A 21,121-nucleotide genomic window follows, 5' to 3' on the forward strand; every position below is an offset into this window, starting at 1 on the left:
CCCGTATTGACAATATCTTGATTTTACCTTCAGCATTTCTTGTTCTGTTCACCTTAAACTGGAGGTATTACTATTCTGGATAGACACCGATGCCTGATATTATTCACACCCTGCCATATTTGGATGAAAAAAACAGCGCCAAATATCCCCACCCCTTTCAAACCTTATCTTTTTTAATTGCTGCTGCTTTTATCACACTGCTTACCGGCTGTAATGATCCGGCGCCGCCGCCGTCGCCGGCTGTATTGCCGCGCGTCAAAGCGGTTACCACACCCGCGGCGACACCCTCCCGGCAGATAAATTGGGCCGGGAAATTGGTACCGGAAAGTGAGGTTTCCCTTGCTTTCCGTCTCCCTGGGCGCCTTTCCGCGCGTTATGCAGACGTCGGCTCCCATGTAAAAGCGGGTACCGTGCTGGCGGTGCTTGACGCATCCCTGAGCCGGGAACAATCGCAAGCGGCCAAAGCAGCGCTTAACCAGGCTTCTGCCCAGGAGCACAAAGCCCGGCTGGCGGTTGACCGGGTAAAACAGTTGATTGTCATCGGCACCGCATCACAGGCCCGTCTCGAAGAGGCGCAGGCAGCTCTTGCTTCTGCGCAAGCACAGAAAGCACAGGCAAGTGCCCAGGCAGCAGAGACGCTGAATGCCTCCGACCTGAACAGGATAAAAGCCCCTTTTGACGGCGTCATTACGGCAGTCATGGCGTCTCCGGGCCAGATGCTTTCCCAGGGGCAACAGGTAATGCAACTGGTGAGTGATGAAAATAAACAGGTTATGTTGAATTTGCCCCTGTCATACAGTGCGGGTTTGCACCCCGGCAACAAAATCAAAGTACGCTTCTCCTCAGGCAAGACCTCTGACGCCACTGTGCTTACCATCAGCCCGCAGAGTGATACCACGACACAACTTATTGCGGTCAAAGCCGCGTTTGAAAATCAGCGTATCGATCTGCCCTTTAATACTGACCTGACAGGGTCGGTTATCGATGGCCAGGATGATGTCATTACGATCCCTGCCTCAGCCCTGACCCGCAAAGTGGATAAACCGGCTGTCTTTGTTATTTCACCCGGGACTGGAAAACTGGCGCTCAAAACGGTCGCTATAAAATATTTCTGCCGGAACGAAGTGGCCATCTCTGCCGGCCTTAATCAGGGGGAAAAAGTGGTGGTTGCCGGGGTCAGCAGGCTTGAAGCCGGCATGAAAGTGGTTGAGCAGGATGGTACGTGGTAATGCAAAAAAATAAGTTTAACCTCTCCACCTGGGCTATCGAACATCAGCAGATCGTCAGTTTTGTATTACTGATGATCATGTCTATTGGTTATCTCTGCTACGTCTCACTACCGCGGGATGAGGATCCTGCATTTACGATAAAAACGGCGGTGATCAGTGCGCAATGGAATGGCGCAACACCGCCCGATATGGTTAACCATGTAACAGACCAGATTGAAAAAACCGCGCAGGCGCTGCCTTTCATCGACAGTATTGAAAGCCAGACCCGGCGGGGCTTTACCGAAGTTACAGTCAATCTAAAAGATGAGACGCCCCCTGACCAGGTGAAACCTGCCTGGGCGTTGCTGCGCAAAAAGATGCATGATTTAGCGCCGCAACTGCCTGAAGGTGTGGGCGAGCCTGCCGTCAATGATGAATATGATGCCACTTATGGCACTATTTATGGCATTACGGCCGAAGGCTATAGCGATCGCCAGTTGCGTGACAGTGTTGAAGCCATTCAAAAAGCCCTTTTGACTGTGCCCGATATTGGCCGGACCCAGCTCCTGGGCGTTCAGGATGAGCAGATTACGCTCAGTTTTTCGCCCAGACATCTGGCATTGATGGGCCTCTCCCCGGAAACCCTGGTCAGCGCACTCCGCAGCCAGAATGCGGTGACGCCATCAGGTGAATTACGCACTGATAAAGACATCATTGACATCAGCGTCACAGGCGCACTTTCGACAGTAGACCGGCTGAAGGATGAAGTCATTACCCTCAATGGAAAAGCGATTCCGTTGACCTCATTAGTCAGTATCGTTACCGAGGCTCCCCATTCGCCCAAACCGGTCTTTCATGTAAATGGCACGCGCGCGGCAGGTATCGCCATTGCCATGGCACCTGGCGGCAATATGCTGGAATTCGGCAATGCGCTGGACGACAAAATGGCTGCGCTTCAGGCGACGATGCCTGTGGGTATGAAGGTGACGAAAGTGGCCGACCAGTCTGCCGTGGTGGAAAAGGCCGTCTCGGGTTTCACTCACGTTCTGACAGAGGCTATCGTGATCGTCCTGGCAGTTTCCTTTGTCTCACTTGGCCTGCGCGCCGGTCTGGTGGTTGCCGTGGCGATCCCCGTGGTGCTGGCCATGACGTTTGCCGGCATGGCGCTGGCGGGCATTGGTTTGCAACGCATCTCGCTTGGGGCATTAATTATCGCGCTTGGGCTGCTGGTAGATGATGCCATGATCACCATCGAATCGATGGTGTCGAGCCTTGAACGGGGGGAGACACTTAAAAAAGCCGCGTCCAGCGCCTTCACCACGACAGCGTTTCCCATGTTAACCGGCACGCTGGTGATGATTGCCGGCTTCATACCCGTAGGGTTTGCCAGGTCTGCTGCCGGTGAATACTGTTATTCGTTGTTTATGGTGGTATTAATCTCCCTTCTTAGCTCCTGGGTGGTCGCAGTGCTGTTTTCACCGCTGAGCGGCGTCTGGCTGTTACCTAAAAAACGTTCCCATCCGCAGCATACGCAGGGGCGGCTCGCCACAGCTTACGCAGCCCTCCTCCGGTTTTCACTTACCCATAAACTGTCAGTGGTACTCTGTTCCTGTATGCTGCTGCTTGCTTCCATCTGGGCAAGCCAATGGCTGAAAACGGAATTTTTCCCCGCGTCTGACCGGCCTGAGTTGCTGGTCAGCCTGGCCCTGCCGGAGGGCACGACACAACAGGAAACCCAGCGCGTAACAGAAAAGCTCGAAACGTTTCTGGCTAAAGAGCAGGGCCTGGCGCGTTATACAAGTTACATCGGCACGGGAGCCATCCGGTTTTACCTGCCTATGGATGTCCAGTCAGAGGCTGAAAACAAGGCGCAGGTCATTGTGGTGGCAAAAAGCCTTGAAGCACGCTTTGCGCTACAGGAAAGATTGACCACGCTCCTCAATGAGCGTTTCCACAACTGCGTTACCCGTGTCTCACCACTGGAGATGGGCCCGCCGGTCGGTTGGCCGATAAAGTACCGGGTTGAGGGGCAGGACAGTAAAAAAGTGGGTATATACGCCCAGCAACTGGCCCAGGTATTGGCAGGCAATAACCATATCCGCGACATTAATATGACGTCCGGTGAGCCTCAGCGTGCGATTGTGGTGGATGTCGATCAGACCAAAGCCCGTGCCGCAGGACTGACCACCGAAAATATTTCCCAGGCCTTAAACCTCTATTACAGCGGCAATGAGATCACGAAAATCCGCAACCATGATCGTCTGACTGCACTTGTGCTCCGCGCCGGGCAGGAAGAGCAGCAAGACACCATGAATCTGGCCGGTATGCTGTTAAGAAACAGCACAGGCGCCAATATTCCTCTGGCACAGGTCGCCAGTGTGACATGGGGACTGGAATCACCGGTCATTGAGAGGCGTAACCGCGCCGCATTGATCACGGTTCAGGCGGACGTCACGCCGGGGGAGAATGCCGATGAGGTCAATGGGGAACTGGCGGAGGCGATGGGTGTGTTAAGCCGTACATTGCCGCCGGGTTACATGATCGCTGAGAGTGGTGCATCAGAGGGCTCAGACAAAGGTAATAGCTCGTTGTTTGACGTATTACCGGTAACACTGGCATGTATGCTGGGCGTGATGATGTTGCAGTTACAAAGTTACTCACGGGTCGTGCTGGCAGCCATGATGGCCCCCTTTGGTTTTGTTGGGGTGGTGATTGCGCTGGTTCCGACCGGCACGCCATTGGGCTTTGTTGCCATATTGGGCGTGATTGCCCTCAGCGGCATGATTATCAGGAATGCGATCATCATGATCAGCGAAGTGGATAACAACATCAGGCGGGGTATGGGCGTGGAAGAGTCGGTCACCCATGCGGCGCTCCACCGCTCAAGGCCGATTATGCTTACCGCCTGCGCCGCCATATTTGGCATGGTACCGATCGCCCGGCAAGTATTCTGGGGGCCAATGGCGTACGCCATCATCGGCGGACTGGTGGCTGCCACGGCCTTTACCCTGACGCTGCTTCCGGTTTTGATGATGTTCCTGCTGAACAGTGAAGAGAAACGAGCGCGTAAACGATCCTGCTAATACCATAGACTGCATAAAAAGGTGCGCCCGGCGCACCTTTTTTTTGCCCTTTACCCCCCCAACGCCTGCGCCAGCGGCACGGCCCCAAACACTATCGCCCCCGCCAGCATAGCGAACACTGTGCCCACCGCCCACTTCAGGCTGGCGCGCTGGTTCAGCCCGTAATCCAGATCGAGGATACCCACCAGCAAATAGGTAGAGGCGACCAGCGGGCTGAGCAGATGCACCGGCTGGCCAATCAGCGAGGCGATCGCCATCTGCATCGGGGTGATGCCATAGCTGGCGGCGGTTTGCGCCAGGATCGGCAGCACGCCAAAGTAGAAGGCGTCATTGGTCATAAAGAAGGTGAAAGGCATACTGATCAGCGCAGTGATGACCCCCAGCCACGGCCCGGCGGAGGCGGGCAACGAGTTCACCAGGCTGTTTGACATGGCATCCACCATGCCGGTGCCCGACAGAATACCGGTGAATATCCCCGCAGCAAAAATCAGGGAGACAATCGCCAGCACGTTGTCTGCGTGCCGGGCGATGATCTCTTTCTGCTGCTTCAGGTGCGGGAAGTTGACCAGCATCGCCAGCGCGAAAGCGATCATAAAAAGCGTCGCCATCGGCAGGGTGCCGAGGATCAGCATCGCCAGCAGCGCCAGCGTGAGCACCGCGTTGAACAGGTAGCGGGCATCCCCCACGGCACAGCGTTGCGCCATCTCGTCACTCAGGTCCAGGCTGACAATGCCCAGGCGGCGGCGCTCACGCAGGCCAAACAGCGCAGAGACCAGCACCACCCAGGCCAGGCCGCACAACATCACCGGCATCAGGTACATAAAAAGCTCGCCGACATCCACTTTCATGGCGCTGGCGGCCCGGGCGGTCGGCCCGCCCCAGGGGAGCATATTCATCACGCCAATCGACAACAGCAGCACGGTCGCCATGTACTGAAGCCGGATCCCAAGACGCCGGTAGAGCGGCAGCAGCGCGGCCGTGCAGATCAGGTAGGTGGTGGCCCCGTCGCCATCCAGCGCCACGCAGATGCCCAGGATCGCCGTCCCCACCAGCACTTTCAGGGGGTCGCCTTTTACAATCCGCACAATCAGCCGGATAAAGGGATCGAACAGGCCGGCATCGGTCATCACACAAAAATAGAGGATGGCGAAGGTCAGCATCACGCCGGTCGGGGCCAGCAGCTTCACGCCGTCCATCATCATCTTGCCCAGCTCCGCGTGGAACCCGGCAATCAGGGCAAACACCAGCGGCACCAGGATCAGCGCCAGCAACGCGGAGAGCCTGCGCGTCATGATGAGGAACATAAACACGCCGATCATGAGATAGCTGAGAATTGTCACAGGGGCACCTTCTTGTCGGGTTAGCAGAGTGTTCTTCTGGATAGAACATCGTTTTCTTTTTGATTACTGTTGCGGCAGGAGAAGGGTGGCGTCAAGGGCGGATGTAAAAGGAATGTAAAAATATTGAGCCAGATCGTCTTTTAACCGTATTTCACCAGGCCCGGCGCGTGCTGCCGGGCGGAAGGCGATGGGGCCGGCCGGTCAGCTATGGGAGTAGAGCCGCTTTCCGGGGGCCAGCGCCTGGAACGTCTGGATTGAACCGGTAGAAGAATCAGTGACATAGGCCGTCTGGTTGTCGGTGCCGCCGAATGCGATGTTAGTCAGCGTCGTGCCCGGCGTGCAGCTGTCGAACCGGAAAAGCGGCACGCCGCGGCGGCTGAATACCCAGACGCAGCCATGCCCCGCATCGCAGACATAGAGATTGCCCTCCTGATCCAGCGCCATGCCGTCCGCCCCGCTGACCCCGCCTGCCATCGCCGTGAAAATCCCCACTTTTGATGACGGGCCGTCAAAAGAGACCGGCAAACGCCAGACGGCGTTGCCGCGCGTCATCGCCACCAGCAGCGCCTTGCCGTCGTGATCCAATACCAGCCCGTTGGGGCTGGGGCCGTTGGAGAGCAGGCACTCAAGGTGAGGGGCGGCGGGGTGGTAGCGGTAGACCCGCCCGGTGGGGTCCTGCATGCCGGTCTGGCCCTGATCGGTAAAATAGAGGTAGCCCTCCGGGTCAAAAAACAGGTCGTTGACCCCTTTGAAACTCTCGCTGCGCACATGGGTTAACACCGGCGTTAACGCCCCGGACGCCGGGTCAAATGAGAGGATGCCCTGCTTGTAATCGGCAATGAAGATCCGGCCGTCACGGTGGATGGCCAGCCCATTTGGCCAGCCATCATACTCATGGGCCAGCGCCCACCGGCCTGCGGTATCGATACTGAAAATCCGGCCATAGGGGATGTCGGTGACATAGAGTTTCCCCTGGCGGTCAAACACCGGCCCCTCAATAAACGAGGCCAGCGGCTGGCCGGGCTTATTGGCCCGGACCCACTCTGACTCACCGTGGCGGAAAAACGCCTCCGGCAAGGTGGTGAAAAGTTCACATGTTCTGCCGGCGGGAGGGGGAAATAGGCTCATAGCGTGGTGCTCCTTGTCCTGAATGAATGTGGCTTACACGGTTCCTGGTCACCGCATCGCTGTACCGGCTTAACCGCGCGGTGAGTGTGACTCACCTCGCAGGAACGGCGGCTTTTGATAAACGTTGATTGACACCCAACAAAAATACAACAAATGTATAACAGAACAACGTTTCGTCAGAGAGAACATTCAGATGTGTGATCGGTGTATCTCTGCCATGCCGGGGAGGAAAAATGAGCAACCAGAAAACGAGTGATATTCTCATCAGTGAAGTGGGGCCGCGCGACAGGCTACAGAGCGTCAGCACGACGATGCCCACCGCACATAAAAAACAGTGGATCAGGGATTTAGCCGCAGCAGGGCTGCGCGAAATTGAGGTTGGCTCCTTTGTCTCCCATAAGCTGCTGCCGCAAATGGCTGACACCGGGGAGATTGTGGCGTTCGCCCGCACGCTGCCGGGCGTTTTCGTCACTGCACTGGCCCCTAACCTGCACGGGGCGCAGGACGCCTTTCAGGCCGGGGTACAGAAAATCACCATTCCGGTTTCCGTCAGCGAACCGCATTCACTCGCCAATGTGAATAAAACCCACGCGCAGATGTTTGAGCAGGTCAGGCAGATTATCGCCTGCCGCAATGCGCACTACCCGGCCGTGCTGGTCGAGGCGGGGCTGTCCACGGTCTTCGGCTGTACGATCCAGGGGGTGGTGGAGGAGGATGACGTCCTGCGCATGGCCCATACCATGGCAGAGCTGGGCGTAGATGAAGTTGGCCTGGCGGATACCGTGGGCTACGCAACCCCGTTGCAGGTGCACCGCCTCTTTACCCGCCTGAAGCATGACCTCGGCGAGCTGGCCGGCAGCGCCCATTTCCATAACACCCGCGGGCAGGGGCTGGCGAATGTGCTGACCGCCCTGGATGCGGGCGTCACCACCTTTGATGCCTCCCTGGGCGGCATCGGCGGCTGCCCCTATGCGCCCGGCGCATCCGGCAATATTGTGACAGAGGATCTGGTCTACCTGCTGGAATCGATGGGGCTGCGCACCGGGGTCTCGATCGAAAAACTGCTGGTGGCCCGTGAAACCCTGAAACAGGGGCTGCCCAATGAGCCGCTGTATGGCTTTATCCCGGATGCCGGTGTCGGCAAAAACTTCCATTACGCAGGAGAGAAAGCATGAGTACCCACGAAAACAGACTGCCGCTGGAAGGTATCCGGGTCATTGAGTTTGTGCATATGGTGATGGGGCCAACCTGCGGCCTGTTGCTGGCTGACCTCGGCGCTGAGGTGATTAAGGTCGAACCCGCGCCCGCCGGGGACAACACCCGCCGCCTGACCGGCTCTGGTGCCGGTTACTGGATGACTTACAACCGCAATAAGAAAAGCTTTGCCGTGGACATTAAATCGCCGGAGGGGCTGGAGGCGGTGAAAAAGCTTATCGCCACCGCCGACGTGTTTACAGAAAATTTCCGGCCGGGGGCCATGGCGAAACTGGGCCTCGGCTATGAGGACGTGAAAGCCATTAAACCCGGCATCATCTACAGCTCGATGAAAGGGTTCCTGCCGGGGCCGTACGAAAACCGCACCGCACTGGATGAGGTGGTGCAGATGATGACCGGCCTGGCCTACATGACCGGGCCGGAGGGGCGGCCGCTGCGCGCCGGTGCGTCGGTCAATGATGTGATGGGCGGGATGTTCAGCGCCGTGACCATCCTGGCGGCGCTGTTACAGCGCGGGCAGAGCGGCAAGGGGCAGTTTGTGCAGACCGGGCTGTTTGAAAACTCCGCCTTCCTGGTTGCCCAGCATATGATGCAGAAAGCGGTGACCGGCAAGTCGGCCGCGCCGATGCCGAGCCGCCTCTCCGCCTGGGCGGTCTATGACGTGTTCACCACGCAAGAGAATGAGCAGATCTTTATGGGCGTGGTGAGTGATACCCAGTGGAAAGTCTTCTGCGAGGCGTTCGGTATGCAGGACTTCGCCAACGACCCTGCCCTGCTGACCAATACCCAGCGCGTCCATGCCCGCGACCGTATCCTGCCGGCGATCCGCCGCCATATCCTGTCGATGAGCAAAGAGGAGGTGATGGCGTTGTGTGAGCGCTGCGGCCTGCCGTTCTCGCCGATCCGCCGCCCTGATGACCTGTTTGACGACGTGCATCTCAATGCGTCCGGCGGTATGACGGCAGTGACGCTGCCGTCGGGTGAACAGGTCAGCATCCCGATGCTGCCGTTTGAGATGGATGGCCGGCGCTTCGGGGCGCGTTTGGATGTGCCGTCCGTCGGGCGCGACAACCACGCCATCCTGTCGGCGCTGGGGTACTCCCCGGAAGCGATCCGCCACCTGGAAGAGCAGGGCGTGGCCCACACTGCCACCCCATAATAATAAGCCTGCCCCGCAGGCATACCGGTCTTTCCCCTGTCCCTACCGATTGAGGCACCGTATGTCAGTGACTTCGCACCCTGCTGAGGAGAACCGGGGCGGCATTGCGCCGCTCACGGCAGAAGAGAACCGCCTGTTAATGAAAGCGGCCTGGCGGCTCATCCCGCTGCTTGGCCTGGCCTATTTCTTTAACTACCTGGACCGGACCAGCGTGGGCTACGCCGCCCTGCAAATGAGCGCACAGCTTGGGCTGAGCGCCGCCCAGTTTGGTTTGGGTGCGGGCATTATGTTTGTTGGCTATTGCCTGTGCGAGGTGCCGAGTAACCTCGCCATGTACCGGTACGGCGCGCGGCTCTGGCTTGCCCGTATCATGATCACCTGGGGGCTGGTGGCGGCCGCCATGGCGCTGGTGACCGGCCCCTGGAGTTTTTATACGCTCCGTTTCCTGCTGGGGGTGGCCGAGGCGGGCTTTTTCCCCGGCGTGATCTTCTTTCTCAGCGTCTGGTTCCCGGTACAGTTCCGCACCCGCGTGCTGGCCTGGTTTACGGTGGCGACGCCGGTCTCCTTTTTGATCGGCGGGCCGCTCTCCACCAGCCTGCTGCAACTCCACGGCGTGCTGGGGATGGATGGCTGGCAGTGGATGTTCATTATTGAAGGGCTGCCGGCCTGTTTGCTGGGGCTGCTGACGCTGCGCTATCTGGCGAACCGGCCTGAAGAGGCCGCCTGGCTGACGCCCGCGGAGAAGAAGACTTTTACCCGGCTTCTGGCGGCTGAACAGACAGGCCGGGGTAAAAATGAGCACTTCCGTGCCGCGCTCCGGGACGTGCGCGTCTGGCTCCTCAGCGGCATCACTTTCAGCTTTACGCTGGGCACCTACGGCATCGGGATCTGGCTGCCGCAGATGATTAAAGCGCAGGGGATTGAAACCAGCCTGATTGGCTGGCTGGCCGCGATCCCCTACTTCTTCTCCACGCTGGGGCTGATTTACTGGGCGAAGCTGGTGGATAAATCGGGGCGCGCCGTGCTCCACCTGATCGGCGCGCTGGTGCTGGCCGCCGCGGCGCTGATCATCTCGCTCTATATTGAAAGCCTGCTGCCGGCAATGGTGGGGATCACCGTCGCCCTGGTGGGCACCATCTCCGCCAAAACCATCTTTTACACCTTGCCCGGCAAGTTTTTACGCGGGCAGGCCGCGGCGGGCGGCATCGCGCTGATCAACTCCATCGGTGCCTTTGGCGGGTTCGCCGGGCCGTTCATCATGGGGATGGCCAAAGAGGCCACCCACTCCTTCAGCACCGGGATGATGCTGATGGGGTGCGTCATTATCTTCGCGGCGTTTCTGGCACTCCTGTTGCTGTTTTACCTGGACGATAAACCCCGGCCGGCGGCCACAAACCCGGTATAACCCCCACTTATTGCACAGAACCGCGCGGCACCCTTGAAGTTCCATACTATGTTCATTAACTTATGGGCACTTTGCCCCGGTAACGGGGCTTTTACTGCGCCGGAGTCGTTTATGACCGCAAAGGGTGATGCCTCTTCATCAGAAAAAAAACCGGGCGTAAAAGCGCCGGGAGAAGGGGGCGCGGCCGCCGTGGACAGGGCATTTGCCATTATGTCCGCCTTTGACAAAGACGCGCCTTTCCTGACGCTGGCGGAGATCGCCAGAAGAACCGGCTTCTATAAAAGCACCATCCTGCGCCTGCTCAGCTCACTGGAGAAGGCAGGGTTTGTCAGGAAGTCCCTTGACGGGCGCTACAGCGTCGGGCCTGAGCCGTTGCGGCTGTCATCGCTCTATCAGTCCTCGTTCAGATTGCGGGATGTCCTGCTGCCCCATCTGGAACACCTGTCCAAAATCAGCGGTGAGACCTCCTCGTTCTATATCTATGACCAGGCGTGGCGCGTGATCCTCTACCGCGTCGAGCCGAGCCGCGCGGTGCGCGTCTCGATCCGCGAGGGGGATCGTTTTCCGCTGCAATATGGGGCCTCCGGCAAGGTGCTGAGCGCCTTTACCCATCCGGAAAACCCCCTTTTTGACGATGTGCGGGCGCAAGGCTGGGCGGAATCCTTTGGGGAGCGTGACCCGGAGACCTCGTCGGTGTCTGTGCCTGTGTTCGGCATCGACGGCGTGTTGCAGGGGGCGTTAACCCTGTCCGGCCCGCGGGAGAGGTTCACCCATAAAGAGATGCAAAAAATGCTCGGTGCGCTTTTCCAGAGCGCTATCCATGCCACGCAAGAGCTGGGCGGCGATTTTTCACGGCTGACGGAGGCGCGCCAGAAGCTCGAAGGGTAGTCTCCCCTATCCTGTAAGAGGCAGACCTGCCCCCCATGCCCGCCGGAACCCGGCGGGCTTTTTAATGGGCGAAATGCCCTCCCCTCTTATCCCCCGGGATATTTCCCGCTGCGCCTGCCCCGGCCCCGCCTGGCGGCTTCCCATTCAGCGCCAGTGTCAGGCACGACCGCCAAAGCCCAGGCTTTTCAAAACGATACATTCCCTGATAAGTAAAGGGGCTTGTTTTGACGAATGCGTAACAAAAAAACCCTTTAAAACCAACTGTTTTAACAATTGTTAACTTTTTATTGACTTGAAGAACGGCCGATCTTTATCATCCCCGCGCGTTGTATACAAAGATGAATACAACCGTGGCAATAAACATGATGTTGATTTTGCAGATGATAATTTTATAGGGAAACTTTATGGCTACCGGTAAACCGGGAAGACTGGCAAGAGTATGGACAGGGGCCGCGGGCATCGTCACCGCCCTGGCGGGCCTCTATTTTATTGCAGGGGGGGCCTGGCTGGCCTGGCTGGGCGGAAGCGGGTATTTCGTGATCGGCGGGCTGCTGCTGCTGGCGAGTGGGGTGCTGATCTTCCGGCGCCGGCTGGGGGGCGCAATCCTGTTCGGCATTACACTGATCTTCACCACTGTCTGGGCGTTGTGGGATGTCGGCCTGCAATTCTGGCCGCTATTCTCACGCCTGTTCGCGCTGGCCGCAGGCAGCGTGCTTATTGCGTTCACCGTGCCGCTGTTGACCCGCGACCGTAAAGCCCGGGCCTGGGCAAAAGGCGTGGGCACTGTGCTGGCGGTTGGGGTGGTGGCAGCGTTTGCCGGTGCGTTCCAGCCCCATGGCATCATCCGCAACAGTGATGTGGCGGCGACAGCGCCCGTGGTCAAAAAAGGCAATCCGGCGACGGAAAACACCCACTGGGGCGCGTGGTCGGGCGATAACCACGGTTCGCGTTTCTCCTCCCTCAGCGACATTACCCCGGATAACGTCAAAGACCTGAAAGTGGCCTGGACGGCCCATACCGGCGAGCCGGTCATCCCAGGGCATGGGGACGCCGCCGACCAGAATACGCCGCTCCAGATCGGCGATGACCTGTTCGTCTGTACCGCCTATACCTCGCTGATCGCCTATGACATCGATTCCGGCAAAGAGAAGTGGCGCTACACCGCAGGCCGCGGCAACTCGACCTACCAGCGCTGCCGCGGCATCGCCTATTTTGATGCAACGGCGGCGAAAGAGGTGACCGGCAAGCCGGGCGCGCTGGAGACCTCCGTCAGCCCGCAGCGCCTCTTCTTCCCGACCGGGGACGGCCGCCTGGTGGCGATTGATGCGCATACCGGCAAGCCCGCCGCCAACTTCGGCAATAACGGGATTGTTGACCTGAAAGGCGGGATGGGGGAAGTGAAACCGGGCTATTACCAGCAGTCCTCTGCGCCGCTGGTGGCCGGTAATCTGGTGATCGTCGGCGGCCGCGTGGTAGATAACTTTGAAGTCAGCGAACCGCCGGGCGTGGTACGCGCCTATAACGCCGTGACCGGCGAGCTGGTGTGGGCCTGGGACCCGGGTAACCCGGCCGTGACCCGCGAGCCGCTCTCTGACAAAGGCTATACCCGCGGCACGCCGAACGTCTGGGTGGCGATGTCTTATGACGCCAAACTCGGGCTGGTCTATCTGCCGACCGGGAACGCCACGCCTGACTTTTATGCGGGCGAGCGCACCGCAATGGACGACAAATATGGCTCGTCTGTGGTGGCGCTGAACGTGGCCGACGGCCGCCCGGCCTGGTCATTCCAGACGGTGCACCACGACCTCTGGGACTTCGACGCCACCGGCCAGCCGCTGCTTTATGACATCCCGAATGATGACGGTTCCGTTACCCCGGCGCTGGCAGAAGTCTCCAAGACCGGGATGATCTACCTGCTTGACCGCCGCACCGGCAAGCCGATCGCCGATATTGAAGAGCGCCCGGTGCCGCAGGGCAACGCCAAAGGCGAACGCTACTCGCCGACCCAGCCCTATTCAACCGGGATGCCGGGGATCGGCAATGACGTCCTGAAAGAGTCGGACATGTGGGGCGCGACGCCGTTTGACCAGCTGATGTGCCGCATCCGTTTCAAATCCAGCCGCTATGACGGCGTCTTCACCCCACCGGGGCTGGATACTGCCATCCAATACCCCGGCTCGCTGGGCGGGATGAACTGGGGCGGCGTCTCGGTTGACCCGACCACCAACCTGATGTTCGTGAACGACCTGCGTCTGGGGCTGTACCACTACCTGGTGCCGGCGAAAGATATTCCGCCGGGGCTGGGCAGCAGCGAAGAGATGGGCATCGTGGTGCAGAAAGGGCTGCCTTATGGCTCGATGCGCCAGCGCTTTATGTCGCCGCTGGGTGTGCCGTGCCAGGCACCGCCGTTCGGCACGCTGTCCGCCGTTGACCTTAAAACCCACAAGCTGGTCTGGCAGGTGCCGGTCGGCACCGTGCAGGATACCGGCCCGTTAGGCATCAGCGTCGGCCTGCAAATGCCGATCGGTATGCCGACCCTCGGGCCGTCGCTGGCGACCCAATCCGGGCTGGTGTTCTTTGCCGGTACGCAGGATTTCTACCTGCGTGCTTACAATAGCCGCACCGGTGAAGAGATCTGGAAGTCCCGCCTGCCGGTAGGCACCCAGAGCGGGCCAATCACCTATCGCTCGAAGAAAACCGGCAAACAGTATGTGGTGATCTTTGCCGGCGGTTCACCGCACTCCCCAAAAACCGGGGATGATGTGATCGCCTACAGCTTGCCGTAAGCGGCATTACGATCGTGATGAACCTGGCCTGGGCGTCTTAAGCCCAGGCCAATACGCCCGGCTTTTCTCCCCCCCCCCGCATTCCTACACCGCATAAGAATCATCGCCACGCGTGGCTGGCTCTGGCGGTATCGCTACCGCCCGGCAGCGGGCCATGCCTGCCTTTTCTCTCTGTTAATTTTTTACCGCCCGCCACGCCGCAACAACGGAACGAGCCGGTTATTAGTTACAACTTTCTATACAGATGTACACTTAACTGTTGCCTGCATGCCGGGAGAAATGTCTCGTGATGAGAGGGATTCTGGAAGCGCCCTGGAAGGTAAATAAGAGGTGTGAATTCATGGTTCATACTTCCTATGTCATAGTTCATACGTATTAAGTCATGGTTATTACGTAATAATTCATACTTAATAAGTATTTAATAGTTATACTTCAATGGCTTATTTTAACATGGCGAGCGGTTGGGCGTGACGATAGCTTATCTTCATCTTGATGCTGATCAAGAAGCCAGGTGTAGCCGGCACTTTGCACCGGCATCTTTATCACTCTCTTTGTGATTGACCAATCGATAGCGCTGGTCGCCGGGGGTCGTGAAGAGGAGAGCGTGCAGGGGCTATTCCGCCCGGTGGATGTTGACTGCATCCGCCAGCTGGGTGCGAGGCTGAACGGTTATGCGGAAACCCTGATCATCCTTCCCCCAGCGGAGAAATGACGGGTAGCGGTAGAGGAGATCACGGACGTTATCAGGCGCGTTCTATAACAGCAGGCACGGCCGCATACTTCATGGATGTGAAGTATGAATTCATACTTCACATTGCGTAATTATAAAAAGCTATTTACCCGTATGAAGCGTGACACCATAAGTATTACATCATAGTTATGACATCACACTTATTTCATCGTACGTATGAAGTATTACATCATACTTATGGCATCATACGTATGATGTGTTACGTAATAAGTCTCAGGAATCAAGGTATTGCTCAGTCGCCAGCCGAATTAACGCGCTGACGCTTTTCGGCTCACGCCCGGCGCGTTTGTTCTCCAGCGCCACATCTTCCAGCTTGATCAGCAGGGACTTGGGCAGGGAGATGGTGGTGCGGGTCACCACATCCTCTTCTTTCTTCTCTTCGCCGTAGGGGCGGTCGGCAAGTTTCCGGGCCAGCGCATCGGCATCGGAGGCGGAGACCGTCTGGCGGACAGGTTTTTTCAGGGCCATCAGAATATCTCCTCGATCAGGGCCAGCACTTCGCCTTTGGCTTGTTCATTAGGGGCCTCCAGAACGGACTTCCCTTCAGACATCACATCCCGGTAGACCTTGCGGTAACAGGCGACTGATTGCAGCGGGATGATGCCTTCAAACTCCGCGACGAAATCCAGGAACTCTTTGCGCTCGTTGCCACGCAACAGCGGGTTGGTGGTCGCCATGCTCTGGTAGCAGTAAGCCTTCAGCTCCGGGTTCAGGTCACGCATGCTTTCCAGCTGCTGCTGCAATTCAACCAGGGTGTCCAGATCCAGCTGAGAACACTGATGGGGGGCGATAATCTGGTGCGCCACGGTGCCGCCGGTGATCAGCTCCCGGCTGTTACGCCCGGCCACATCCACAATCACGTGGCTGTATTTCTGGTCGAGGCTTTTGAGCGTCTGGGAAATGTTATCGCGCTTCTCAATCAGCGTGATGGCCGGCGTCAGGCCGGCGTTTTCCCGCTCGGCATACCAGCGCGAGGCAGAGCGCTGGACGTCCGCGTCCACCAGGCACACATCTTCACCGCGCATCGCCAGGCCCACCGCCAGGTTGATGGCCGTGGTGGTTTTGGCGGCCCCACCTTTATTGCATCCGATAATCGTGATCATCGCTGTCTCTCATGGTTTGCATAATGGCATCAATATGACTTCATACGTAATAGGTGTCAACTAACACTTAACAAGTAATACTTATGAAGTGTGAGTTATGTTTTATAACTTAATTCTTTATTTTATAAGGATAAAGAGGAAGGGAATGCTACGGTGTGTGGAGAGGTTCAACGTTTTTCATCATACATAATAAGTATTACTTCTCAGGTAATACTTATTATTGTGATCTCTCCGGCAGGAAACGGCCCGCTTCTCTGCCGGTTTTCAGGCCGGGCCGGTCAGGGTGCCGCTTCTACGCCTTGCCAGAAGTCGGCCATCATCTGATCGATCTCCCCGGCATCCACGGCGTGCAGTTGCCGTACCACGGCATCCGTCAGGCGTTCCCTGTCCAGCCGTTTAATGTCCGCCAGCGCCTCGCCGGCGCTGATGGCCGCGAGGTCACTGCCGAGCAGAAACGCCCCCATGCGCGCCGGGTCCCACGCCAGCCGTGGGCCATCCACCGGCGGCTCGTAAATGCGGTCTTCCTCGATAGCGCCGTAGTCGCTGATGATTTTGTACAGGTCAGCCGCATCTTTGCCGTTCGCCGCGCCGCGATCGCGCCAGGCAAAAAGCTTCAGCAGTGCCAGCCCCGGTAATGAGCAGAACGAGATGGCCTCTCCGTCGGCGAGGGCGACCCGCACCGTATGGTGGTACGCCTCCTCGAACCCGTCGACGGCCATGATCACGTCCCGGTCGGGCGGCCAGGCGACATGCTTGCTTTCCGCCACGCCACCGAACGGGATGATGTCCAGCTCGACGCCCTCCAGCGTCATCCGGTGGGCATTGCCTGTGATGGCCTGGGCCCCCTCGTCGATAAACGCCTGTTTCAGGGCGTCAAAAGGTGCCCAACTGTTGACGAAAACCGCGAAATCGATGTCACGGGTTCTGCGCCCAATCGTTTTGCCGTACACGTGGTGGATCAGGATTTCACGGGCGGTCGCCCCGGCGATAAAGAACGGAACCGCCTGCGCTTTACACACCCGGTTGATGCTGTGAAGTAACCGCTCAGTAACCGAAGAGAGCGGATTCGTTAAGATTAAGGGTGTTGCCATTGATTATCCTCGCGACGTCGCGGCTTCTGTCATCACCATTGCCCAGCAGGTCGGCCAGGCATAACATCGCCTCGGCCTGCGGCGTTAAGGTGTACGATCCCCAAAAACGGGCGATGAGCTGTAACTGGCCCGCCCGCGCCGGTTTCAGGGCCAGCGCGTTACGGCGTTCCAGTAACGGGCAGGGGGTGTAAAGGATGCCCGACTCAGGGATCAGGTAGCCGCCGCTAAGCCTGGCGGCGGCCAGCTCCCCGCCCAGGTATTCGCCTTCTGCCGGTGCCAGCGCCGCCCAGGAGGAGGGTGCTTCCAGCGTCAGCTGATCCAGCCTGGGTTTGAGCGCACCGGCGTACTCCCTGATCCATAGCGCGTTTAACTCCTCAGTATTCATCAACCGCCTGCCGCTTTTGGCGTGGCGGTAGTAGCGCTGCCCCTCGAGGGTATCGAACGCTTTGCTGACCATCCCCAGCGAGATGCCCGCCCGTTCCGCCAGTTGGCGATAGGTGGCATTCAGCGCCGTTGGGTCTGAGAGCACCACGAACAGCAGTTTCATCACCCCTTCCGGAAACCGCCCGCCTGCCACAACGGGTTTCCTCTCCCGCTTGCCTTCCACCGCGACATACAGCCCCGGCACCCGGATATGCATATTCCCGGCGCTGTCGATGAAGTTGATGTTTTTCTCGCGGCAGTACGCAGCCAGTGCCGGGGTCAGGCGGTTGCAGATCAGCAGCCGGGGAACCGTTCCGGCAGCGCTGTCCATTCCCCCCAGCGACGCCATGCGATGAATCGGCTTCACCACCAGCGCAAACGCCACCTGTTCCCCATCAGGGCCGGTCAGCGATGCCCGGCTTTCTGCCTTTGTTTGCAGTGGGTTAAGCGTCACGTTCAGGGTAAACCCGTCCGGCAGGTGGCTTATCGCCTCTGAAAGAAGCTGTTCAGCTTTCATCTGTTCATACTCCCTGTTTGTTCATGAATCATGAACAAAGTAATTTTATGAACAAAAGGGGAGGGCGGCAATGGAAATGTGTGAGTTATGTAAGCAGCGCAGGAGGTGAGAGCAGCATTTAACGATTTTCATCATCCCGGAGAACGCCGGGCTGCCTGGAAAAGGGCGTGTTATTTGAACATCCGAAAGAATAAAAGCGTTGTGGAAGCGTTGTCGCAAAGCGCACGTGATATGCACCTTGAAGTGCCCGGGTAAGCAGGTTAGCCTGCGTGGATTGAACCTCACACTCTCTTCATAACAGGTAACATCAGCAATGGCTCTGATCCCAAAAAACTACGCGCGCCTGGAAAGTGGCTACCGCGAAAAAGCGTTAAAAATCTATCCGTGGGTCTGCGGGCGCTGCACGCGGGAATTTGTGTACTCGAACCTGCGTGAATTAACGGTTCACCATATCGACCATGACCACACCAATAACCCGGAAGATGGCAGTAACTGGGAGCTGTTGTGCCTCTATTGCCACGATCACGAACACTCGAAATATACCGAGGCCGATCAGTACGGCACCAACGTGGTGGCGGGGGAAGACGCGCAAAAAGATGTCGGCGCGGCCACCTACAACCCGTTTGCCGATCTGAAGTCGATGCTGAATAAGAAGTCATAACTGGCGTGCCCGTTTCTGATGCTACCGGGAAGCGGGCAGGGGCCTGTCACGTTAACGGCGCTGTTTTCCGGTCATCCTGGTGATGCGGAAGATGACCAAAGACGGATGGTTTCTGAAGGCGTGCCGGGAACCTTATTTCAGCAGCAACCGGATCCCGAGCCAGGCCATTACTCCCCCGCTTAATTTATCGATCAGTTTACGGTATTTAACGTAAGCCTGACGGGGGCCATCGGTGGAGAGCAAAACAGCGACCAGTGAGTACCAGATCAGATCAATAATAAACGCCATTAAGGGCAGGATAATATACATGGCGGGTTGGATATGCGAGGTCAGCGCTGCGGAGAAAATACCGGCAAAGACCAGCGCCGTCTGGGGATTACTGATTTGGGTCATCACGCCGGTGGCAAAGGCTTTTAACGCGCCCATTTCGCCGGCCCCGGTTGTGTCAATATGCCGCTGTGAAGGGCGGCGGAACATTTTCAATGCCAGCCACAAAAGATAACAACCGCCGGCGATTTTCAGGCCCGTGTAAAGTGAGGGCACCAACGTCAGGAGCGCATGCAGGCCCGCTAATGCGATAACGGCAAATATCAGTGCGCCAAAACCCATCCCGGCCGCCACGGAGAAGGCCGCCCGCCGCGAACTGGACATCGCGGTACGGGCAACGAGAAGAAAACTGGCACCCGGGCTCATCGCCCCGAACAGAATAGCGGCTCCAATAGCCAACAGCGCGATCATACTCTCCGTCATAAACCTCCCTATTACGTTAGTCAGCCTGGGCAGCAGAGGGGCAGAGGTGTCATCCTGACCCGCATTCCAAGGTTATCAGAGACGTGCCTGATAAAGATGCCATTCATTTTTGGTGACGTCCACTTAAGGCGGGGGAAGGCGCAGACAGGGGCTATGTGCGAAAAGCGGACGTACAATGACCCTGATGCGCAGGCAGCACGCTCAGGGTATCTGTACGCCCCACTGTTAATAACTATTGGTCACCGGAATTGTTCAGTGTTGCCCTCACGTGAGGAAGGCTCTGCGGATAATTTTGCTGAATGAACTCAATCATCCTTTCCCGCACGTAGCAGCGTAAATCCCAGGCCGTGGGGGAGTTCTGAGCAGTCATCAATAACCGGATAGTCATGGTTTTGTCATTTGTGTCGGTCACCTGGAGCACCTGGGTTTGCTGATCCCAGAGTGTTGTTTCACTGAGCACTTTTTCAAAATGCTTGCGGAGCGGATCTAATGGCATGGAATAATCAACGTACAGAAAAACAGAACCTAATATTTGTGCGTCATTACGCGTCCAGTTCTGAAAGGGCTTTTCTGTAAAATAGGTAATAGGCAGGACCAGCCGGCGTAAATCCCAGATGCGCACAACAATATAAGTCAGGTTTATCTCCTCAATCCAGCCCCATTCATTTTCAACCACCACGGCATCGTCAATTTTTATCGGTTGCGTAAAGGCAATCTGGATCCCGGCAAACAGGTTGACCAGCGACTTCTGAAGGGCAAAGCCAATGATTATCCCTGCAACCCCGGCACCGGCCAGGATAGTCGTGCCGAATTTCCGGACGCTGGGGAAATTGAGCAGAATCAGGGAAACACATAATGACACAATCAGTACAATGGCGACCTTTTTCACATAGATGATTTGGGTACGGATTTTACGGGCGCGAAGATTATTCGAAAGATTAATGTCATAGCGTATGAAGAGCATGTCCTGCACCACGTTAATCAACCGGATTAAAATGGAGCAGAGTGATAATATAATAAATATGTTGACGGCGGTCGTAATAAACGCAAGGGCGTCTGGGTGAATGTCAATATAATTAACCCCTACGTTTATCAACAGTAAGGGAATAAAAAGAAACATGGAACCACGAAGATGCTTTTCAAGTGATTTGAATAACTTTCTGTCACGGTTCTGCCAATAGCGGATGAACCTGAGAAGGATAAAACGGGCTAAAAAACCCACTGCGAACGAGAGAGTGACGAGCAATAAAGCCCCCACCCATGTTGGCGCGCCAGATAACTCACTAAATATCAATGGCATCATTTTCCCTTATATTCAGCTAACAACCTTGAGTTGTCAGATAAGTCACTAAAAACAGTAACCGTTGTCTTTTCGGTTATCTATGGATTACCTGTTTACGTACCTTCATTATTTTATGAAACATTTAGCCAACTGGCCTCCCTGGGGGGTAAAAAAACTCAGGCTGCCCGTTTCAGGCACAGCACAGCCCCAGAGCCCCTTGTTAAGGCATCAAAACGGCAACCGGCATTTTCGCGGGAGGCGATACCCTTATTCACAACGGGCAAAAAATCTGAGAGTAATTCACACCTCACATTTCATAAGTATGAACTGA

General features: G+C 57.2%; 17 protein-coding genes. 9 read left to right on the forward strand and 8 right to left on the reverse strand.

Going from position 1 to position 21,121, the window contains the following annotated elements; translation table 11 throughout:
- The first annotated feature begins 89 nt into the window (after positions 1-89).
- Both CYR32_RS10225 and CYR32_RS10230 read left to right on the forward strand, forming a co-directional pair.
- Positions 90-1,229: an efflux RND transporter periplasmic adaptor subunit gene (locus tag CYR32_RS10225; protein ID WP_101824297.1), complete on the forward strand. Its 1,140-nt coding sequence runs from the start codon at positions 90-92 to the stop codon at positions 1,227-1,229.
- Positions 1,229-4,291 carry an efflux RND transporter permease subunit gene (locus CYR32_RS10230; RefSeq protein WP_101824298.1) on the forward strand — a complete coding sequence of 1,021 codons (3,063 nt, stop codon included), beginning with the start codon at positions 1,229-1,231 and terminating at the stop codon, positions 4,289-4,291. Before CYR32_RS10225 ends, CYR32_RS10230 begins: the two co-directional genes overlap by 1 nt.
- Before the next feature lie 50 nt (positions 4,292-4,341).
- Here the strand turns inward: CYR32_RS10230 and CYR32_RS10235 are convergent, their stop codons facing one another.
- Together CYR32_RS10235 and CYR32_RS10240 are read right to left on the reverse strand one after the other, a co-directional pair.
- On the reverse strand, positions 4,342-5,631 hold the full coding sequence (locus tag CYR32_RS10235; RefSeq protein ID WP_277621946.1) for a CitMHS family transporter: 1,290 nt from the start codon (positions 5,629-5,631) through the stop codon (positions 4,342-4,344).
- 201 nt (positions 5,632-5,832) lie between these two features.
- Entirely contained in the window at positions 5,833-6,759 is a 927-nt protein-coding gene (locus CYR32_RS10240; RefSeq protein WP_101824300.1) for an SMP-30/gluconolactonase/LRE family protein, read from the reverse strand.
- 233 nt (positions 6,760-6,992) lie between these two features.
- Here CYR32_RS10240 and CYR32_RS10245 point away from each other — a divergent pair, with 233 nt between their 5' ends.
- The 6 genes from CYR32_RS10245 to CYR32_RS21685 all read left to right on the forward strand — a co-directional run bounded on the left by CYR32_RS10245 (position 6,993) and on the right by CYR32_RS21685 (position 14,924).
- Positions 6,993-7,934, forward strand: coding sequence for a hydroxymethylglutaryl-CoA lyase (locus tag CYR32_RS10245; RefSeq protein WP_101824301.1), 942 nt, complete (start codon positions 6,993-6,995; stop codon positions 7,932-7,934).
- Positions 7,931-9,133: a CaiB/BaiF CoA transferase family protein gene (locus CYR32_RS10250; protein ID WP_101824302.1), complete on the forward strand. Its 1,203-nt coding sequence runs from the start codon at positions 7,931-7,933 to the stop codon at positions 9,131-9,133. Before CYR32_RS10245 ends, CYR32_RS10250 begins: the two co-directional genes overlap by 4 nt.
- Before the next feature lie 61 nt (positions 9,134-9,194).
- Entirely contained in the window at positions 9,195-10,538 is a 1,344-nt protein-coding gene (locus CYR32_RS10255; RefSeq protein ID WP_101824303.1) for an MFS transporter, read from the forward strand.
- Between the two features lie 111 nt (positions 10,539-10,649).
- Positions 10,650-11,426 (forward strand): IclR family transcriptional regulator, encoded by a 777-nt coding sequence (locus CYR32_RS10260; protein ID WP_101824304.1) that lies wholly within the window; start codon positions 10,650-10,652, stop codon positions 11,424-11,426.
- A gap of 404 nt (positions 11,427-11,830) precedes the next feature.
- Positions 11,831-14,212, forward strand: a complete 2,382-nt coding sequence (locus tag CYR32_RS10265) for a membrane-bound PQQ-dependent dehydrogenase, glucose/quinate/shikimate family (protein ID WP_101824305.1) — start codon at positions 11,831-11,833, stop codon at positions 14,210-14,212.
- A gap of 553 nt (positions 14,213-14,765) precedes the next feature.
- Positions 14,766-14,924, forward strand: coding sequence for a hypothetical protein (locus CYR32_RS21685; protein ID WP_165698221.1), 159 nt, complete (start codon positions 14,766-14,768; stop codon positions 14,922-14,924).
- A gap of 252 nt (positions 14,925-15,176) precedes the next feature.
- Here the strand turns inward: CYR32_RS21685 and CYR32_RS10270 are convergent, their stop codons facing one another.
- From CYR32_RS10270 to CYR32_RS10285, 4 genes are all read right to left on the reverse strand, one after another.
- On the reverse strand, positions 15,177-15,431 hold the full coding sequence (locus CYR32_RS10270; RefSeq protein WP_101824306.1) for a hypothetical protein: 255 nt from the start codon (positions 15,429-15,431) through the stop codon (positions 15,177-15,179).
- Positions 15,431-16,066, reverse strand: coding sequence for an AAA family ATPase (locus CYR32_RS10275; RefSeq protein ID WP_101824307.1), 636 nt, complete (start codon positions 16,064-16,066; stop codon positions 15,431-15,433). Before CYR32_RS10275 ends, CYR32_RS10270 begins: the two co-directional genes overlap by 1 nt.
- Positions 16,067-16,344: 278 nt before the next feature.
- Complete coding sequence (locus tag CYR32_RS10280; protein WP_101824308.1) at positions 16,345-17,157, reverse strand: nucleotidyl transferase AbiEii/AbiGii toxin family protein; 813 nt, start codon at positions 17,155-17,157, stop codon at positions 16,345-16,347.
- A complete protein-coding gene (locus CYR32_RS10285; protein ID WP_101824309.1) occupies positions 17,111-18,097 on the reverse strand; it encodes a type IV toxin-antitoxin system AbiEi family antitoxin in 987 nt (328 codons plus the stop codon). Before CYR32_RS10285 ends, CYR32_RS10280 begins: the two co-directional genes overlap by 47 nt.
- A 313-nt stretch (positions 18,098-18,410) precedes the next feature.
- On the opposite strand from CYR32_RS10285, the gene yajD reads away from it, so the two are divergent.
- Positions 18,411-18,758, forward strand: a complete 348-nt coding sequence (yajD, locus tag CYR32_RS10290; RefSeq protein WP_101824310.1) for an HNH nuclease YajD — start codon at positions 18,411-18,413, stop codon at positions 18,756-18,758.
- 132 nt (positions 18,759-18,890) lie between these two features.
- On the opposite strand, the gene CYR32_RS10295 is transcribed toward yajD, so the two are convergent.
- Both CYR32_RS10295 and CYR32_RS10300 read right to left on the reverse strand, forming a co-directional pair.
- Positions 18,891-19,508 carry a LysE family translocator gene (locus CYR32_RS10295; RefSeq protein WP_101824311.1) on the reverse strand — a complete coding sequence of 206 codons (618 nt, stop codon included), beginning with the start codon at positions 19,506-19,508 and terminating at the stop codon, positions 18,891-18,893.
- Between the two features lie 232 nt (positions 19,509-19,740).
- On the reverse strand, positions 19,741-20,808 hold the full coding sequence (locus tag CYR32_RS10300; protein WP_175578815.1) for a mechanosensitive ion channel family protein: 1,068 nt from the start codon (positions 20,806-20,808) through the stop codon (positions 19,741-19,743).
- Positions 20,809-21,121: the final 313 nt, after the last annotated feature.

The organism is Chimaeribacter coloradensis (genome assembly GCF_002858715.1).
GTDB lineage: Bacteria > Pseudomonadota > Gammaproteobacteria > Enterobacterales > Enterobacteriaceae > Chimaeribacter > Chimaeribacter coloradensis.

Excerpts from the sequence above, each read along its gene's own strand:
- CYR32_RS10225 (WP_101824297.1), top strand. The coding sequence starts at position 90 with ATGCCTGATATTATTCACACCCTGCCATATTTGGATGAAAAAAACAGC.
- CYR32_RS10230 (WP_101824298.1), top strand. The coding sequence starts at position 1,229 with ATGCAAAAAAATAAGTTTAACCTCTCCACCTGGGCTATCGAACATCAG.
- CYR32_RS10240 (WP_101824300.1), bottom strand. The coding sequence starts at position 6,759 with ATGAGCCTATTTCCCCCTCCCGCCGGCAGAACATGTGAACTTTTCACC.
- CYR32_RS10245 (WP_101824301.1), top strand. The coding sequence starts at position 6,993 with ATGAGCAACCAGAAAACGAGTGATATTCTCATCAGTGAAGTGGGGCCG.
- CYR32_RS10250 (WP_101824302.1), top strand. The coding sequence starts at position 7,931 with ATGAGTACCCACGAAAACAGACTGCCGCTGGAAGGTATCCGGGTCATT.
- CYR32_RS10255 (WP_101824303.1), top strand. The coding sequence starts at position 9,195 with ATGTCAGTGACTTCGCACCCTGCTGAGGAGAACCGGGGCGGCATTGCG.
- CYR32_RS10260 (WP_101824304.1), top strand. The coding sequence starts at position 10,650 with ATGACCGCAAAGGGTGATGCCTCTTCATCAGAAAAAAAACCGGGCGTA.
- CYR32_RS10265 (WP_101824305.1), top strand. The coding sequence starts at position 11,831 with ATGGCTACCGGTAAACCGGGAAGACTGGCAAGAGTATGGACAGGGGCC.
- CYR32_RS10270 (WP_101824306.1), bottom strand. The coding sequence starts at position 15,431 with ATGGCCCTGAAAAAACCTGTCCGCCAGACGGTCTCCGCCTCCGATGCC.
- CYR32_RS10275 (WP_101824307.1), bottom strand. The coding sequence starts at position 16,066 with ATGATCACGATTATCGGATGCAATAAAGGTGGGGCCGCCAAAACCACC.
- CYR32_RS10280 (WP_101824308.1), bottom strand. The coding sequence starts at position 17,157 with ATGGCAACACCCTTAATCTTAACGAATCCGCTCTCTTCGGTTACTGAG.
- CYR32_RS10285 (WP_101824309.1), bottom strand. The coding sequence starts at position 18,097 with ATGAAAGCTGAACAGCTTCTTTCAGAGGCGATAAGCCACCTGCCGGAC.
- yajD (WP_101824310.1), top strand. The coding sequence starts at position 18,411 with ATGGCTCTGATCCCAAAAAACTACGCGCGCCTGGAAAGTGGCTACCGC.
- CYR32_RS10295 (WP_101824311.1), bottom strand. The coding sequence starts at position 19,508 with ATGACGGAGAGTATGATCGCGCTGTTGGCTATTGGAGCCGCTATTCTG.
- CYR32_RS10300 (WP_175578815.1), bottom strand. The coding sequence starts at position 20,808 with ATGCCATTGATATTTAGTGAGTTATCTGGCGCGCCAACATGGGTGGGG.